The organism is Microcella alkalica, from assembly GCF_014595885.1.
GTDB classification, from domain to species: domain Bacteria; phylum Actinomycetota; class Actinomycetes; order Actinomycetales; family Microbacteriaceae; genus Microcella; species Microcella alkaliphila_B.
Genome location: NZ_JABUKC010000002.1, coordinates 177,783 through 193,942, shown reverse-complemented (window position 1 = coordinate 193,942; position 16,160 = coordinate 177,783). Strand labels below are relative to the sequence as shown.

General features: G+C 73.7%; 16 protein-coding genes. 6 read left to right on the top strand and 10 right to left on the bottom strand.

Features of this window, described 5'->3' with window-relative positions; all coding sequences use genetic code 11:
• Positions 1–20: 20 nt before the first annotated feature.
• The gene (locus ID804_RS05440; protein WP_169077969.1) at positions 21–953 is read right to left on the bottom strand and encodes an aldo/keto reductase; all 933 of its coding nucleotides are present in this window, start codon (positions 951–953) and stop codon (positions 21–23) included.
• 64 nt (positions 954–1,017) lie between these two features.
• Positions 1,018–1,512 carry an 8-oxo-dGTP diphosphatase gene (locus ID804_RS05435; protein WP_223159014.1) on the bottom strand — a complete coding sequence of 165 codons (495 nt, stop codon included), beginning with the start codon at positions 1,510–1,512 and terminating at the stop codon, positions 1,018–1,020.
• Between the two features lie 48 nt (positions 1,513–1,560).
• Between ID804_RS05435 and ID804_RS05430 the strand changes: the two genes are divergently transcribed.
• The 3 genes from ID804_RS05430 (at position 1,561) to ID804_RS05420 (ending at position 4,584) form a co-directional block, all read left to right on the top strand.
• The gene (locus ID804_RS05430; RefSeq protein ID WP_169077967.1) at positions 1,561–2,289 is read left to right on the top strand and encodes a Pr6Pr family membrane protein; all 729 of its coding nucleotides are present in this window, start codon (positions 1,561–1,563) and stop codon (positions 2,287–2,289) included.
• The gene (locus ID804_RS05425) at positions 2,286–3,161 is read left to right on the top strand and encodes an aminotransferase class IV (protein ID WP_169077966.1); all 876 of its coding nucleotides are present in this window, start codon (positions 2,286–2,288) and stop codon (positions 3,159–3,161) included. The genes ID804_RS05430 and ID804_RS05425 overlap by 4 nt, the downstream gene beginning before the upstream one ends.
• A gap of 97 nt (positions 3,162–3,258) precedes the next feature.
• A complete protein-coding gene (locus tag ID804_RS05420; protein WP_169077965.1) occupies positions 3,259–4,584 on the top strand; it encodes a maltokinase N-terminal cap-like domain-containing protein in 1,326 nt (441 codons plus the stop codon).
• A 174-nt stretch (positions 4,585–4,758) separates the two neighbouring features.
• Here ID804_RS05420 and ID804_RS05415 read toward each other — a convergent pair whose 3' ends face one another.
• Complete coding sequence (locus tag ID804_RS05415; RefSeq protein WP_169077964.1) at positions 4,759–6,894, bottom strand: DEAD/DEAH box helicase; 2,136 nt, start codon at positions 6,892–6,894, stop codon at positions 4,759–4,761.
• Between ID804_RS05415 and ID804_RS05410 the strand changes: the two genes are divergently transcribed.
• The gene (locus ID804_RS05410) at positions 6,893–7,036 is read left to right on the top strand and encodes a hypothetical protein (RefSeq protein WP_169077963.1); all 144 of its coding nucleotides are present in this window, start codon (positions 6,893–6,895) and stop codon (positions 7,034–7,036) included. The genes ID804_RS05415 and ID804_RS05410 overlap by 2 nt on opposite strands.
• 90 nt (positions 7,037–7,126) lie before the next feature.
• Here the strand turns inward: ID804_RS05410 and ID804_RS05405 are convergent, their stop codons facing one another.
• Positions 7,127–8,968 carry a DUF2207 family protein gene (locus ID804_RS05405; protein WP_169077962.1) on the bottom strand — a complete coding sequence of 614 codons (1,842 nt, stop codon included), beginning with the start codon at positions 8,966–8,968 and terminating at the stop codon, positions 7,127–7,129.
• 76 nt (positions 8,969–9,044) lie between these two features.
• On the opposite strand from ID804_RS05405, the gene mmuM reads away from it, so the two are divergent.
• Positions 9,045–9,944, top strand: coding sequence for a homocysteine S-methyltransferase (mmuM, locus tag ID804_RS05400; protein ID WP_169077961.1), 900 nt, complete (start codon positions 9,045–9,047; stop codon positions 9,942–9,944).
• A gap of 19 nt (positions 9,945–9,963) precedes the next feature.
• Here the strand turns inward: mmuM and ID804_RS05395 are convergent, their stop codons facing one another.
• From ID804_RS05395 to ID804_RS05375, 5 genes are all read right to left on the bottom strand, one after another.
• The gene (locus ID804_RS05395; protein ID WP_169077960.1) at positions 9,964–10,857 is read right to left on the bottom strand and encodes a glycerophosphodiester phosphodiesterase; all 894 of its coding nucleotides are present in this window, start codon (positions 10,855–10,857) and stop codon (positions 9,964–9,966) included.
• A gap of 176 nt (positions 10,858–11,033) precedes the next feature.
• Positions 11,034–11,429 (bottom strand): hypothetical protein, encoded by a 396-nt coding sequence (locus tag ID804_RS05390; RefSeq protein ID WP_169077820.1) that lies wholly within the window; start codon positions 11,427–11,429, stop codon positions 11,034–11,036.
• 122 nt (positions 11,430–11,551) lie between these two features.
• Entirely contained in the window at positions 11,552–12,382 is an 831-nt protein-coding gene (locus ID804_RS05385; protein WP_169077959.1) for a CAP domain-containing protein, read from the bottom strand.
• A gap of 23 nt (positions 12,383–12,405) precedes the next feature.
• Positions 12,406–13,875: an SDR family oxidoreductase gene (locus ID804_RS05380; protein WP_169077958.1), complete on the bottom strand. Its 1,470-nt coding sequence runs from the start codon at positions 13,873–13,875 to the stop codon at positions 12,406–12,408.
• A gap of 57 nt (positions 13,876–13,932) precedes the next feature.
• Entirely contained in the window at positions 13,933–14,586 is a 654-nt protein-coding gene (locus ID804_RS05375) for a nucleoside/nucleotide kinase family protein (RefSeq protein ID WP_169077957.1), read from the bottom strand.
• Between the two features lie 23 nt (positions 14,587–14,609).
• On the opposite strand from ID804_RS05375, the gene ID804_RS05370 reads away from it, so the two are divergent.
• On the top strand, positions 14,610–15,527 hold the full coding sequence (locus ID804_RS05370; protein ID WP_396789929.1) for an A/G-specific adenine glycosylase: 918 nt from the start codon (positions 14,610–14,612) through the stop codon (positions 15,525–15,527).
• Here ID804_RS05370 and ID804_RS05365 read toward each other — a convergent pair.
• Entirely contained in the window at positions 15,506–16,081 is a 576-nt protein-coding gene (locus tag ID804_RS05365; RefSeq protein WP_169077956.1) for an ArsR/SmtB family transcription factor, read from the bottom strand. The genes ID804_RS05370 and ID804_RS05365 overlap by 22 nt on opposite strands.
• Between the last annotated feature and the right edge of the window lie 79 nt (positions 16,082–16,160).

The window sequence follows — 16,160 nt, the reverse complement described above, 5'->3', positions numbered from 1 at the left end:
GGCCGGCCCGCGATCGCGGCTCAGGCCGCGTGCTGCGGCGCGGTCGGCGAGCCGACCAGCGCGAGCTCCTCTGCGCTCAGCTCGAGGTCGAACGACTCCACGAGCTGCGGCAGCTGCTCGGTCGTGCGCGCCGAGGCGATCGGTGCGCGGACCGTGGGCTGCTGCCGCAGCCAGGCGAGCGCGACGGCCGCGACCGACACGCGCCGAGCATCCGCCACCCGATCGAGGGCGTCGAGCAGCGCGAGGTTGCGGGGGTCGTCGAGCAGCTTCGAGGCGTTGCCGGCGCGCGCCGACTCGACGGCGACGCCCGGCCGGTACTTGCCGGTGAGGAACCCGCCCTGCAGCGCGCCATACGGCAGCTGGACGAGACCCAGCTCGGCGACCGTGTCGCGCAGGGTCGACTCGTAGTCGCGGCGCACGAGGCTGTAGCCGTCCTGACTGACGGTGAAGCCGGTGACGCCGAGGTCGGCGGCGATCGCGACGGCGCTGCGCAGGCGCTCGGCGGTGAAGTTCGAGGCGCCGACCGCGCGGATCTTGCCCGCCGCGACGAGCTCGCCGAAGGCGGCGACGTACTCCTCCTGCGCGACATCGGGGTCGTCGCGGTGCGCGTAGTAGAGGTCGAGGTGGTCGGTCTGCAGGCGTCGGAGCGAGTCGTCGACGGCGGCGCGGATGTTCGCGGCCGACAGCCCCGGCCGGGTCTCGAGCGCGAACACCTTCGTGTGGATCTGCACGTCGTCGCGCCGACCCCGCCGTGCCAGCCACTCGCCGAGCACGGTCTCCGACTCGCCGCCGGAGTTGCCGGGCGCCCACGACGAGTACACGTCGGCGGTGTCGATCGCGCGGCCGCCCGCGGCGACGAAGGCGTCGAGCACGGCGAAGCTCTCCTCCTTCGAGCTGGTCCAGCCGAAGGTGTTGCCGCCGAGCACGAGGGGTCCGAAGTCGTGAGTCGTCATGCGGGCGACGCTATCCAGCGCACCTGGAGTGCGCGCTCAGGATTCGGGCGGCTGCTGCACCCGCTCAGCTGCGGCGAGCGCCGCTCCAGTCCTCGTGCAGCAGCGCATCGCCCTCGCCGAAGGTGAGCGTCGCGGCCACGTACTCGCCCCCGAGCGCTCGCGGAACCCACCGGCGCGCATCGGCCCACATCCGATCGAAGGGGATGCTCGCGAGCGGGAACCACGCCGGCTCGAGCTCAGCGCTCGCCCCGACGGCCCCCGTGAAGACGCTCGCGGTGAACGCCCACGAGAACTGCGAGAGCTGCGGCCGGTCGAGAAAGGGGTACGCGATCTCGGCGATCGGCACGAGGTCGCGGGGCCGCACCTCGAGGCCGACCTCCTCGCGCACCTCCCGCACCGCCGCATCCGCCGGGGTCTCACCGGGTTCGAGCTTGCCGCCGGGGGCGACGAGTCGGCCGACGCCGAGGCCCGTGCGCTTGCGGCCGAGCAGCACCTCGGTGCGCGGCCCGTCTGCGCTCTCGACCTCGCGCGTGAGGTAGACCACGCTCACGTCGAACATCGGCACGCGGCCAGCCTAGGCGGACGCCCGGCTTGGTAGCGTGTGCGCGTGACGACGACGTCTGCCAAGTCCTCCCCCGCCGCCGACCCTCACCACGAACCCGTTCCGGGCGCCGCCGAGCCGACGCCGAGCGTCGTGATCCTGCGGCTGCGGCACATCGCGGGGGCGCTCAGCCTCGTCGCGGGGCTCAGCGTGCTGGCGAGCATCGTGTGGCAGGTCACCGACCAGGTCGCGGCCGGGCGCTTTCAGCCCACTGAGTACTTCGCGTACTTCACGATCCAGACGGCGCTCATCAACATCGTCGTGCTCATCGTCGGCGGGCTGCTGGCCTTCCGCACGCCGATCGACCCGCCGCTGTACTCGGCGATCCGGGCGAGCGTCTTCGCCTACGCCGTCGTGACGGGCGTGGTCTACAACCTGCTGCTGCGCGGCATCCCGAACGACGACGGCTACGTCGCCCCGCCGTGGCCGAACGAGAACCTGCACGTGTGGATCCCGATCTACATCGCCCTAGACTGGTTGCTGAACCCGACGCGTGCGCGACTGCAGTGGCGCACCATGTGGCTCGCGGTGAGCTTCCCGCTCATCTGGGTGGGGGTGACGATGGTGCGCGGCGCGATCACCGGCTGGTACCCGTACCCGTTCCTGGAGCCCTTCGGCCCGTCGGGCGTGCCCGGCGTCGTGCAGTACGTCGTCGGCATCGCGGTGCTCATCATCGCGCTCGCCGCCCTCGCCGTCGCCGTCACGCGCCTGCACCACCGGGTGGCGCGACGATGAGCGACCCGCAGCACCTGGTCATCGTCGAGCACGACGTCGAAGGGCACGCGACGGGCTTCGTCGAGGCCGACCCCGAGCTGCCGCAGCTGCGGGTGACCGACGTCGCGGCGACGCGCGGTGACGGCGTGTTCGAGACGATCAGCCTCGGTGCGGGTCACCCGCAGGCGCTCGACGCGCACCTGGAGCGCTTCGCCCGCTCCGCGCGCATGCTCGACCTCCCGGTTCCCGACGCGGGCATCTGGGCGGATGCTGTGCGCACGCTCGCGGAGCACCTCGCCGACCACGACGAGGCCTGGGTGAAGATCGTGCTCACGCGCGGCGTCGAGGGCCAGCCGATGCCCACCGGGTGGGCCTACGGCACGGTGTCGCCCGACTTCCGGCGCGAGCGCACCGAGGGCATCGACGTGGTTCTGCTCGACCGGGGTCTGCGCAGCGACGTCATGCGCACGTCGCCCTGGCTGCTCGCGGGAGCGAAAAGCCTGTCGTACGCGATCAACCGCGCGGCGGCGCGCGAGGCCGCGCGACGCGGCGCCGACGACGCGGTGCTCGTCTCGAGCGACGGGCTGCTGCTGGAGGGCCCCACCTCGACCCTCGTGGTGCGGCGGGGCGACGAGCTGCTGACGCCGCCCGTCGAGCACGGCATCCTGCCCGGCACCACGCAGGTCGACCTGTTCGCCGCTGCACCGGAGTGGGGGCTGCACGGCCGCGTAGCGTCGCTCACGCCGGACGACCTGCTCGCCGCCGACGGCGCGTGGCTCGTGTCGAGCGTCCGGCACGCCGCACCCCTGCGCTCGGTCGAGGGCCGCAGCCTGCCGGTCGACGGCGGGCTGTCGGCCGCGATGAACGGGTTCCTGCGCGGTCGGCGCGCGTAGGGCATCCGCCGCTCGTCGCCCCAGCGTCGGCGACGCGCCGCGCTGATGTTCGGGAGGATCCCTCGCTCGCGCTGCGGCGCCCGCGTAGGGTGGCGACATGAGCAGCAGTCTGGAGTGCCTGACCGACTGGATGACCCGTCAGCGCTGGTACGCGGGGAAGGGCCGCGTGCCGAACCTCGTGGAGGTCACGCGCGAGGAGTGGCCGACCGATGAGCCGGATGCGCGGGTGATCGTGCTGATCCTGCGCGACCTGGCGAACAATCCGCCGTCGCTGTACCACGTGCCGATCGTCGCTCGCCGCACCATCCCGAAGGGCACCGGCCCGCACTTCATCGGCCGCGACTCAGACGACGACTACCTGTTCGACGGGGCGCACGACCCGGCGTACACGTCGGCGCTGCTGCAGCGCATGCACATCCACCGCAGCGACCGCTCGGCGCGCGTGCATGGCGGCGAGCAGTCGAACACGTCGATCATCTTCGATCGTGGCGGCGAGGCGCCGCTCGTGGCGAAGGTGTTCCGGCTGGTGCACACGGGCGAGAACCCCGACGTGGTGCTGCCGTCGGCGCTCACCTCGCGCGGGTATCGGCAGGTGCCGCGCATGCTCGGCTCGATCACGGGCTACTGGAACGACCCGCACCACGACGGCCGCACCGCGATGGGGCACCTGGCGTTCGCGCAGGAGTTCGTCACGGACGCGACGGACGGCTGGGAGCTCGCGCTCGCCTCGGCGGCCGCGGGTGAGGATTTCAGCGGCGAGGCCGAGCGCCTGGGCCGCGTGACGGCGGAGGTGCACCGGGGTCTGGCGGAGGCGCTGCCGTCACGCGAGGCGACCCCGGGCGACATCGTCGGCTTTGTGGCGGGGTGGCACCATCGGCTCGCGGTGGCGACCTCCGACGTGCCGGCGCTGCGGGCGCTGCGCCCCGCGATCGAGGCGGTCTACGACGCGGCGCAGGATGCTCCGTGGCCGCCGCTGCAGCGCATCCACGGCGATTTCCACCTCGGGCAGGCGCTGCGGCGCGCGACGGGCGACTGGGTGCTGGTCGACTTCGAGGGCGAGCCGCTGCGCCCGCTGGAGGAGCGCAACCGCGTCGACTCGCCGCTGCGCGACGTGGCGGGCATGCTGCGCTCGTTCGACTACGTCGTCGGCGCGCGTCGCAACACGGCGCCGAATGCCGCGGCTCGCGACGCCGTCGACCCCGAGTGGGCGCACCGCTGCCGCCGCGCCTTCCTCGACGGGTACATCGCCCAGAGCGGCACGGATCTCCGCGCGCACCGCGCCCTCCTCGACGCGTTCGAGCTCGATAAGGCCGTCTACGAGGCGATGTACGAGGCGCGCAATCGCCCCACGTGGTTGCCGATCCCGCTCGCGGCGGTCGAGCACCTCGTGAGCGACGCGCGAGCGAGCGCTCGCCCCCAGTAGGCGCTGCCGCGCGGCCCGCTCCGCTCGTCCGCCGCCACGCCCTGCGCGCACACGTCGACGCCGAGGCGGGCACTTGTGTCGAGTCGGGCGTTCGGGAGACCCGATTCGACACAAGTGCCCGCGTCGGCGGGTCGCCAGCGGCGCGCGAGCACGCGGCCCGGCGCCGCGGCGCGCTCAGCGGCTCAGCGCCTCCGTCAGCATCGCGATGAGCGCCTGCAGCTGCACGGTGCCCTCCTGCGCGACCGCCTCGTCCGAACCGTCGAGGGCGCGAGCCGCGAGGCCCGCCTTCGAGTCGATGAGGTCGGCGATGCGGGCGTCGATCGTCTGCGCAGCGAGGATGCGCCACGCCGTCACCGGCAGCTCCTGACCGATGCGGTGCACGCGGTCGATCGCCTGCGTCTGCTCCGCCGACGTCCACGACAGCTCCGCCAGCACCACGTTCGACGCCGCCTGCAGGTTCAGGCCCACGCCCGCCGCCGAGAGCGAGCAGACGATGACCGACACCTCCTCGTCGTTCGTGAACGCGTCGATCGCCTCCTGCCGCGCCTTCGACGACTGATCGCCGCGCACGCTCACTGAGCGAAGACCCGCGGCGGCGAAGTGCGCCTCCGCGGCATCCATGACGTCGATGTGCTTGGCGAAGAACACGACCTTGCCCACGTTGCGGGCGAGCTGCGCCGTGTAGTCGGCCGCGAGCACCGCCTTCGCCGTGCCGATGCGCCGCACGAGCGTGAAGACGTTGTCGCCGTTCGTCGAGCCCTTCGACTCCTCGAGCTCCGAGAGCGCCACGAGCCGCACCAGCTCGGCGTCGACGCCGACCGGCGGCACCTCGCGCGCGGCCGCCGCGCGGCGGTAGCGCTCCACGAGGCGGGCGATGAGCGCGCGCTCCGAGGCGCGGATCGAGCGACCGTACTCGTCGTCGAGCTCGACCGGGATGTCGGCGATGCGACGGGCGGGGATGTCGGCCGCGACATCCACCTTCTTGCGGCGCACGATGCCCATCTCGATGACGCAGCGACGCGCCTCCGCGAAGAAGCCGGGATCGACCGGAGTCAGCCCCGTCTCCTCCAGCTTCACCATGAGCTCGCCGAGCGGCTTCTTGTCGTCGATCCAGCCCAGGAACTTCCAGATCATCCGGAAATCCTCGATCTGGTTGATGAGCGGCGTGCCCGTGAGCGCCATGAGCAGCGCGCGCGGTGAGAGCGTGCGGATGGTCGACGCGAGCGACTGCACGTGTCGCGAGCGCTGCGAGGTCGCGTTCTTGATGAAGTGCGCCTCGTCGACGACCATGCCCTTGAAGCCGAACCGGCCCAGCCAGCCGACGTGCCGATCGAGGATCTCGTAGTTGACGATGATGACGTCGGCGAAGGCGTCGAGATCGTCTCCGTCGCCGTGCACGACCGTGGCGGTGCGCTGCGGGATCCAGCGCTGCACCTCGCGCGCCCAGTTCGTCTTCACGACGTTCGGCACGACGACCAGCAGCGGGAAGGCCTGCGCGACGTTCGCCGCCATGAGCGCCTGCGCCGTCTTGCCCAGACCCGGCTCGTCGGCGAGCAGGAACGTTCGGTGGCCGGCGCGCACCGCCTCGATGAGGCGGGCCTGGTGGCGCATGAGCTCCATGCCGCCGGGCGTCACGAGCGAGCCCGCCTCGGGCAGGTCCATCGTCGCCGCCTGCCCGCCCGCGCCGTACTCGAACGACCGGAACAGCGGCTCGATGAGCTCCCAGTTCGCCAGCCGGCTCGACGCCGGCTTCGGCTGCGCGACGAGCGCCGAGAAGTCGGGGGCGAGGAAGGGGTTCGCCAGCTGCGCGCGCTTGACCGACGCCGGCAGCACCTGCTTGGCGACCTCCGGCTTCACCGGCTCCGGCTCGGTCACGATGATGAGGTCGTCCGGCTCGAGCTCGGCGCCCGAGGCCAGCAGCATGTCACGACGCAGCAGCTTCGCGGCGTCGGAGACCTTCGCCTCCGGGGCGAGCAGCTGGATGAGCGTCGTGTCACGCGCGGCGGTCTTCGCCATGATGCCGGCGAGGCCGTCGAGGCGCTTGAGCACCTCGGCGCGCTCGCCCTCGGGCACCTCGCGGTCCTCCTTCACGCGCGCGCGCTCCTCGCGCACGAGCAGCGCCGCCACCTGGAACTTCGTGCGGTTCGCGGCGCTCACCTTGCCGCCGCGCTCGGCGGCGTTCTCCACCTCGCGCACGGCGCGCGCCAGGATCGGGATGATGCCCTGCTCATCGAGCGGGCGCCGACGACGGGTCGTCGAACCCCCGCCCTTGCGCGCTGCGGAACGCTGACGCTGGCCGGTCTGGGCCATGCCCCTCCTCGAGGAAGCCGGCGGCGTGCCGCCGGTGACGACGAGCGCGAGCCGGGCATCCGCCGCCATGATCGGTGCCGACCACGCGACGTCGCACCGTGCCGACGCTCACTGTGACTGCATCGCCCACGAGGTGCCGTGAGCGCTGGCCCCGCCGTCTCGCACGGGACCGAGCCCCGGCGCCCTGACCCGGTCGAGAACGACGCGGTGAGCGTGCGGAGCCGTGCTCAGTCTACACTCCGCCGCCCCCGCCGCCGCCTCCGCCACCCCCGGCCGAGCCTCCTCCGCTCGAGCCGCCCGACGAGCTCGACCCGGAGTAGCTCGACGACACGCTCGAGGCGACCGCGCCGATGCCCGACGAGAACGCCGCCGCCGAGAACGCCGAGTGCCCCGAGTACCAGCTCGGCTGATGCTGCTCGTCGTAGAAGCGGCCGAGCTCCTGCGCCCACTCCTTCTCGTGCCCGAAGAGCACCGCCCACGGCAGCAGCCGCTCGGTGAGGCGCAGCGCCTCGTCGCGGTCAGTCACGTCGACCGGGTCGCGCAGCGCCCCCTGAGGCGACTGCAGCACCCGCATGCGGTCGGCCTCGGCGAGGCGGATGTACAGCTCGAGTCCGCGCAGGTGGTCGCGCAGCTCGGCTCCGGTGGGCGTGAGCGGGGCGCGCCACAGGCACACGGCGACCACGACGACCGCGGCGATCGCGAGCGCGGTGACGATCGCGGGAACGACGCCGCCTCGCCCCTCGTCAGCCACGGCGATGCCCGCCGCGAACGCGCCAGCCGTCGCCGCCATCACGAGCAGCGTGAGCCCGCCGCCGTGCCGGGCGGGGATGCTCGAGCGCCATCCCCGGTTCCGCACGTCGGTGCCGAGCCGCGTCAGCAGCGAGGCGATCGCGCCGCCGCGCGAGGTGTCGCGGCTCGCGAGCGTGTGCTCCTCCCCCGGGGCGAGGCCGCCGGCGAAGAGGATGCTCAGCAGCTGTCGCTCGCGGTCGTGCGTGCCGTCGGCCGACTCGAGCCGCAGGCGCCACTGGCTGCGCCAGGAGAACCGCGCGTCGACCTCGATGATCGTGAGCTTGCGGCGCACGGCGAGGTCGATGAGCTGGCTCGCGACGGCGCGCGTCGACCGCTTCAGCAGCACCGCCGCCTCGAGCAGCGTCACGCCCTTCGGCGGCAGGTACTCGGCGATGATCGTCGGCCGCCCGCGGGCATCCCGATAGCGGGTCAGGCGCAGCACGAGCGCCCACGCGCCGACCGCGATCGCCGCGACGGCCGCCAGCAGCTGCAGCCAGGCGAAGGGGCTCGCGAGGTAGGAGCGGTCGAAGAGCGTGAAGGTGCCCGGTGCGAAGCCGAGCGCGATCGTCGCCGTCTCGTAGGGGCCCTGGCCGTCGGCCTGCACCGTGACGACGTCGCCGTCGCGCTCGATCGTGCATCCGTCGGTCGACCCGGCGGCGCCGCGGTAGCAGGCGAGCGCGCCGGGCAGCAGCCCGTCGGCGAGACCGTCGTCGAGCACGACCGTGCCGCGCACGAGCCCGAACGGCTGCGCCCAGTCGGTGCCGGTGAGGTTCCAGTAGAACTCCTCGGCGCCCGTGTCGGCGAACGCGTCGACGACGTCGCGCTGGGTGTACGTGATGACGTAGGTCTGCACGCCGCGCACGTAGCTGCCCTCCGGCACCGCCGCGATGACGCTCACGACGCCGTCGGAGCGGTCGACCTCGAACGGGCGGCCGACACCGCGCTCGTCGGTGACGCTCACGACCTCGAGGTCGGTCGTGCGCCCCTGGTAGCTGGCGGGCAGCGAGCGGCGGATGCCGCGGTTCTGGTCGAACTCCGGGAACCGGGCGACGAGCGTCTCGACCGTCGTAAGCGTCGCGCGCCCCTCGGCGTCGCGCCCCAGGCGGTACTCGACCTCGAAGGAGTCGAAGGTGAAGTCGTCGACGCCCGCGGCGAGCGGCCCGGCCGCGTGCGCGCCGGCTGGCGCGGGAGCCTGCGTGGCGGCGGGCGCGAGCGTGACGGGCGCGAGGGCGAGCGTCCCGCCGAGGGCGACGGTGAGGAGGGCGAGGGCTGCGGGCCGGGGCACGGCTCGACGCTAGCGCTCGTGACGCTCTGCGACGAGCATCCTGGCGAGGGTCGCGGGCGTGCGCGACGATACGGGGATGCCCTCCCCCGACCTCGCCGCGCACGCGCCCGTCGTGCTCGACGGCGGCCTCGGCACCTCGCTCGAGCACCGCGGCCACGACCTGTCGAGCAGCATGTGGAGCGCGCGGCTGCTGCTCGAGCATCCCGATGAGGTGCGCGCCGTGCACGAGGCGTTCTTCGCCGCCGGGGCGCGCGTGGCGATCAGCGCCTCGTACCAGGCCTCGTTCGAGGGCTTCGCAAGCGTCGGCCTCGACCGTCGGGAGACCGAGGCGCTGCTGCGCCGGAGCGTCGAGCTCGCCGCGGCGGCTCGCGACGACGCCTGCGAGGGCTGGGTGGCGGCCTCGGTCGGGCCGTACGGGGCGATGCTCGCCGACGGCTCGGAGTACCGCGGCGACTACGCCCTCGACCGCGCGGGCCTGCGCGAGTGGCACGCGCCGCGGCTCGCCGTGCTCGCGGAGGCCGGCGTCGACCTCCTCGCGCTCGAGACGATTCCGAGCCGGGCGGAGGCGCTCGCGCTGCTCGACCTGCTGCGCGGCTCGGGCGTGGCGGCCTGGCTGTCGTTCACGGTGCACGACGGCGCGCTGCGCACGGGCGAGTCGCTCACCGAGGCGTTCGCCGAGGCCGCCTCGGTCGACGAGATCGTCGCCGTCGGCATCAACTGCTCGCACCCCTCGGAGGTGCTCGGTGCGATCGCCGCGGCGCGCGCGGTCACCGACAAGCCCGTCGTGGTCTACCCGAACAGCGGCGAGGAGTGGGACGCGAAGAACCGCACCTGGGTCGGCGAGCCGGGCTTCCCGCCGGCCCTCGTCGAGCGCTGGCTCGAGGCGGGAGCTTCGCTCGTGGGCGGCTGCTGCCGCGTCGGCGCCGACGAGATCGCGGGGCTCGCTGCGATCGTCGGGCGGTCGCGCCCCGCCTGACGCGACGGAGCGTCGACGATCAGGTGCCGGGCGCGGTTGCCGCGAGCCAGTCGTCGAGCGCGCTCGGCTCGTCGGTGATGATGCCGTCGACGCCGTACGAGAGCGCCTCGCTCCAGCGCTCCTCCGAGTTGAGCGTGTAGAGCATGATGCCGAGCCCGGCGGCGTGCATCGCCTCGACGACCTCGGGGCGCTCGCGCACCTCGGCCAGGCGAGTCATGACCGCGGCGGCGCCGTAATAGTGCGCGAGCCGCACCGGGTCGAGCGGCAGTTTGCGGCGCAGCACGACGCGCGGCAGGTTCGGGGCGGCCTCGATGAGGTTGTGCAGCGTGCCGACCTCGAAGCTCGCGAACACGAGGCGATCCTGCACGCCGGCGGCGTAGATCTCGGCGATGACGGGTTCGAGCTCGTCGACGCTCCAGATGCCTTTGAGCTCGACGAGCGCCTTCTTGCGCGAGATCTGGAACACGTCGACGAAGTCGTCGAAGTGCGGGATGCGCGTGCCGGCGAACGCCTCGGCGTACCAGCTGCCCGCGTCGAGGGTCTGCAGCTCGGCCCACGTCGCCTCGGCGACGAGCCCGGCCCCGTCGGTGGTGCGCTCGAGGGTCTCGTCGTGGATGACGACGGCCTCCCCGTCGAGTGTCTTCTGCAGGTCGAGCTCGACGAACTCCATGCTCGAGTCGAGCGCCGCCTGGATCGCCGGGATCGTGTTCTCGGGCGCCGTCGTGCGGTCGCCGCGGTGCCCGGCGATGAACGCGGGCTGGCCGGGCTCGCGCAGCGTGCCCCACATGTTGGCGGCGTGCACGGTCGCGGCGTCGTGGTCGACGAGCATCACGATCACGAGGGCGAGGGTCGCGCCGGCCGAGGCCAGCACGCGGCGGGTCGAGTAGCGCCGGTGGCTGCGGGCAGTCGTCATCGACGGGCTCCGGTGGGTCGTGCTCCTGCGTCGTTGCAGGGGGTGCGGCCACGCTACCCCATCCCGTTACCGTTCTGTGACCTGAATCGCGATCGTCTTGGCGGGATGCTCTCGGCCGGCACGCGCAGAGCCCCCGCCCGCAGGCGAGGGCCCCCGATCGCGGCTCTGGCCGCGCGTCAGATGCGGTCGCGGCGGTCGCGGTCGCGCGTCGCCGCGTAGGCGATCGCCGCGATGAGCGCGATGCCCAGCACGATGAGCAGGATCGTCGCCCAGAGCGGGAAGCCGTCGTCGCCGTCGACGACGATGTCGTCGTCCTCCTCGGCGGGCTCGTCGGGCGCCTCCTCGGTGGGTTCCTCCGTCGGCTCCTCGGTCGGCTCCTCGGTCTCCTCCGACTCCTCCGTCGGCGAGGGCTCGGGCGAGGCCGAGAGGCTCGAGACACCTCCACCGGGCGACGCGGCCTGCGCGCTCGAGGCAACGCCGCCGGCGACGGCGAGGGCGAGGCCCACGAGCAGGGCCAGCAGCAGGGTCAACAGGGTCGTGGAGCGAGTGCGGGGCGAAGCGGTGCGCAGCATGTCATCCTCCTCGGACGTCTCTGGCTCGAGCGCCGGCCCCGAACGGGGTCGACGTCGCGACGCTCCCACCGGTGCGGCCGCGCGACCACGGCGTTGACACCCGCGCGGTCGAGGAGTAGCGGTCAGTCCGCAGCGCGACGACCCCGTCGCCGGCGCTGCAGGGGCAGCAGCCCGAGTGCGACCACCGCGAGCAGCAGCACGACCCAGAGCCACGTCCACGGCGAGACGGCACCGGCCTCGTCAGGCTCGCCGCGCTCATCCTCCGGCTCGCTCGAGGAGTCGGGCCGCTGGGACGGCGAGGGGTCGGGCGACGTGCCCTCCGAGGGGCTCGCCGAGGGCGTCGGCGAGGCGCTCGGCAGCAGGCTGGGGTCGGGCACCGGCTTCGGGTCGATCACGGTGGGCTGGGGGTCGGGCGTCGCAGCGGCCTCCGGCGCGGGGGCCGGCGCTGCGGGTGCCGGCGCGGCTGGTGCAGGCGCGGGCGCCGCGACCGAGGCGCCGTACTTCGCGAAGACCTGCACGCCCCAGGTTGTGCCGCCCGCGCTCAGGAAGGCGAGCCCGACGTGCGTGAAGTCGCCGAGTATGTTGCCGCGGTGGCCGGCCGAGTTCCACCAGCCGTCGTGCATCGCCTGCGCGGTCGGGTACCCCTGGGCGACGTTCTCGCCCCAGCGGCTCCAGCCGGCCGGCAGCACCGCCGGGCCCGCCGGGTTGTGCGCGAGCGTGCCCGAGGCCGCCATCGCCCGCGCCCAGTCGAGGGCGGCCTGGTCGAGCGCGGACATCCGCTCGAGCGAGCCGAGCCCCTGACCGACGCGGGCCTGGTTGAGCAGGGCGTGCAGCGTGCCGGCCTCGTCCGCGCGGGCCGGCTGCGCCGGGGCGACCAGCGCGACGAGCAGCCCCAGCACGAGGGCGAGCGCGGCGGCGAGCGCCGCGGGCGCGCGTCGAGCATCCGCCCTCATGCGACCCCCCGCCCCTCGAACGGTCAGCGGCGCGGTGCGCGCCCGCTGACCGCGGTCTTCGCCATCGAGGATGCCATGCCGGCGAAGATCACGTCGTGGAACGGCGCGATCGCGAACCAGTACAGGCGCCCGCCGAGCCCGGAGGGGAAGAAGATCGCGCGCTGCCGCAGCGTCGAGCCGCCGCCCGGGCGCGGCAGCACCGTGAACTCCAGCCAGGCGCGGCCCGGCACCTTCATCTCCGCCCGCAGGCGCAGGAAGCGGCCGCGGTCGAGCTGCTCGACGCGCCAGAAGTCGAGCGCGTCACCGGGCATGAGCAGATCGGGGTCACGACGGCCTCGGCGCAGGCCCACGCCGCCGACGAGCTTGTCGAGCCAGCCGCGCGCCGCCCACGCCACCGGCAGCGAGTACCAGCCGTTGTCACCGCCGATGCCTTCCACGACCGCCCACAGGGCCTCGGGCGGCGCCGCGCACTCGACCTCGCGCAGGTCGGTGTAGACGGTGTGGCCGCTCCAGTCGGGGTCGCTCGGCAGCAGGTCGCTCGGCGCGCCCTGCACGGCAGCGTTGCGCCAGCTCGTCTCGACCTCGCCCTCGCGCATCTTCGCCAGCGCGTAGCGCACGGCGCGCCGGTAGCCGGTCAGCCCACCGGCCGGGGGCGGAATGACGTCGTCGATGTCGTGCTCGCGCATCACCGCGTCGTACTGCAGGCTCGAGATGATCGGCACCGCGAGCGCGCGCGGGATCGGCGTCACGAGGTTCACCCACTGACTCGCCAGGTACGGCGTCAGCACGGGCAGGCTCGCGATCGGGCGCTGCTTGAGGCCCGCCTCGACGGCGTAACCGTTCATCATCTGGCCGTAGCGCAGCACGTCGGGGCCGCCGATGTCGAAGGCGCGGTTGATGTGCGGCGGCAGCGTCGCCGACTCGATGAGGTAGTGCAGCACGTCGCGCACCGCGATCGGCTGGATGAAGTTGCGCACCCACTTTGGCGCAGGCATGTACGGCAGCACCTCGGTCAGGTGCCGGATCATCTCGAAGCTCGCCGAGCCCGAGCCGATGACGACGCCGGCCTGCAGCGCGATCGTCGGCACACCGCTGGCGAGCAGGATGTCGCCAACCTCCTTGCGGCTGCGCAGGTGCCGCGAGAGCGGGCCGTCGGGGTGCAGGCCGCCGAGGTACACGATGCGCCCGACGCCGGCCGCCTTCGCCTCGGCCGCGACGGTGCGGGCGATGCGCTGCTCGGTCTGCTCGAAGTCGCCCGTGCTCGCCATCGAGTGCACGAGGTAGTAGAGCACCTCGATGCCGTCGACGGCGCGGCGCACGTCGCCAGCGCGCTGCAGGTCGCCCTCGACGACGTCGACCTCGCCGCCCCAGGGCACGTCGCGCAGCCGCCCCGCGTCGCGCACGATGACGCGCACCTCGTGGCCGGCCTCGATGAGCCGCGGCACGAGCCGCCCGCCGATGTACCCGGTCGCCCCGGTGACGAGAACGCGCATGCGGTCACGTTAGGGCGGGATGCTGGGAGGCGCCGCCCAGCGCGAGGGTCGACCCGCTCAGCAGAAATCGTCGAAGAGCTGCCGGGGATGCGCGGCGTCGGCGTTGTCGACGATGATCGTCGCGGCGCGCCGCGGCCGGGCTTCGCGCTGGTAGAGCGCCTGCCCCTCGGTGTAGCGCGCGCGAATGCTGCCCTCGCCGTCGCGGGCGAGCAGCCGCTCGCGCTGCACCTCCGGCGGCACGTCGAGCCACACCGACCGATGCCAGAGCCCGCGGGTCTCGGGGCGCAGCGAGAAGATGCCGTCGAACAGTAGGTACGCATGGTGCGGGATGCCCCGCTCGCGCACCTCGAGCGACCGATCGGTCGCGGGGTCATGCACTTGCAGCGCGACCGAGTCCGCCCCCGACCGAAACGGATCGACGAGCGAGGCCCGGAGCGCGTCGAGGTCGTGCGAGTCGCGGTAGTACCCCTCCGCCGAGTCACGCCCCCGCACGTACCGCTCCGCCCTCGGCCGTAAGAATCCGTCGATGCTCGCGCGCACGACGTGCGCCCCGCGCTCGCGCAGCACGTCGCGCCACGCGTCGGCGAACACCGTCTTGCCGGCGCCGTCGACGCCGTCGATCGCAACGATGATGCGCCCCCTCGGGTTTGCGGCGAGCAGGTCGTCGGTGAGCTGCTCGAGGAGGGCGCGCCGGGCATCCGTGTCGGTCATCGCGTCAGCCTAGGCTGGCCGTCGTGCCCGCGTCCTCGCCCTCCCCCGGTGGCTTCGACGCCGGATCGCCGCCCCTCGCCGAGCGCATCGTGCCGTGGTTCCGCGAGCACGCGCGGCCGCTGCCGTGGCGCGCGCCGGGCTTCTCGCCGTGGGGCGTGCTCGTGAGCGAGATCATGCTGCAGCAGACGCCGGTCGCCCGCGTGATCCCGCGCCTCGAGCAGTGGCTGCGGCGCTGGCCCTCCCCCGACGCGCTCGCCGCCGACCCACCCGCCGAGGCGGTGCGCGCCTGGGATCGCCTCGGCTACCCCCGCCGCGCCCTGCGCCTGCACGCCGCCGCGGTGGCGATGAGCGAGCAGCACGCCGGCGAGGTGCCCGGCGACGTGGATGCCCTGCTCGCGCTGCCCGGCATCGGCGAGTACACGGCGCGCGCCGTCGCCGCCTTCGCGTTCGGGGTGCGCACCCCGGTCGTCGACGTCAACACGCGCCGCGTCGTCGCGCGGGCCGCGCTCGGGCAGGGCGAGGCCGGCCCGGCCCGCACGCGCGCCGACCTGGCTGCGATGGAGGCGCTGCTGCCGGCCGACCCCGAGGAGGCCCGTCTCATGAACGCCGGCGCGATGGAGCTCGGCCAGGTCGTCTGCACCGCACGCGCCCCGCGCTGCGAGGAATGCCCGATCGCCGACCGGTGCGCCTGGCGCGCCGCCGGATACCCCGCCTACGACGGCCCGCGCACGCCGCGGCAGGCGCGCTTCGAGGGCAGTGACCGGCAGGTGCGCGGCATCATCCTGCGCGAACTGCGGCACGCCGACGGGTCGGTGCCGGCCGAGGTCGTCGATGGCCTGTGGCCGGATGCCCGCCAGCGCGAGCGCGCCCTGGCCGGCCTGCTCGCCGACGGCCTCGCTCGCGGCTCGCGCGAGTCGGGCTACGAGCTGCCCGGCTCCTGACGGGGCGCGCCCTCCTCGACGGCCGGGGCCTCGCTCGCCGCAGTCGGGGCGCCGCGCTCCTCGGGGTGCCCTGCAATGAACAGGCTCGTCAGCTCGCCGTCCTCGTCGGGCGCGCCGTGGTACTCGAGCACGAGATCGACGAGCCGGCGCCGCAGCTGCTCGAGCCGCTCGGGGCGCAGCTTGAATCCCATGCGCACGAGGAAGAGCTCGTCGAGGTCGCGCCCCTCGATCTCCTCCAGGAAGGTGCGCACGAGCAGGTCGCCCTGGCCGTCGAGCGGGGCGTCCCACGACAGCCCGGTGGCGCGGTACGGGATCTCGACGGTGCCGCGTCGGCCCGGCCTGCCCTCCTCGGCGGCGAGGAACCCGGTGTCGACGAGCGTGCGCACGTGGTGCAGGCTCGTGCCCGGGTTGAGCCCGAAGTGGGCGGCGATCTCGCGGTTCGAGTGCGCCTCGTACAGGCAGTAGCGCAGGATGCGCAGCCGCAGGGGCGATGACAGGGCGCGCGCTGCCGACTGGCGGCGGGCATCCTCGTCGTCGCGCTCGGGGCCGGGCATGAGGCAACCGTAGCGGGCGTCGGCGACGCGCCACCAGCATCGATTGACTTTCCTCAATCGGTCGCGGCAGACTGACGCC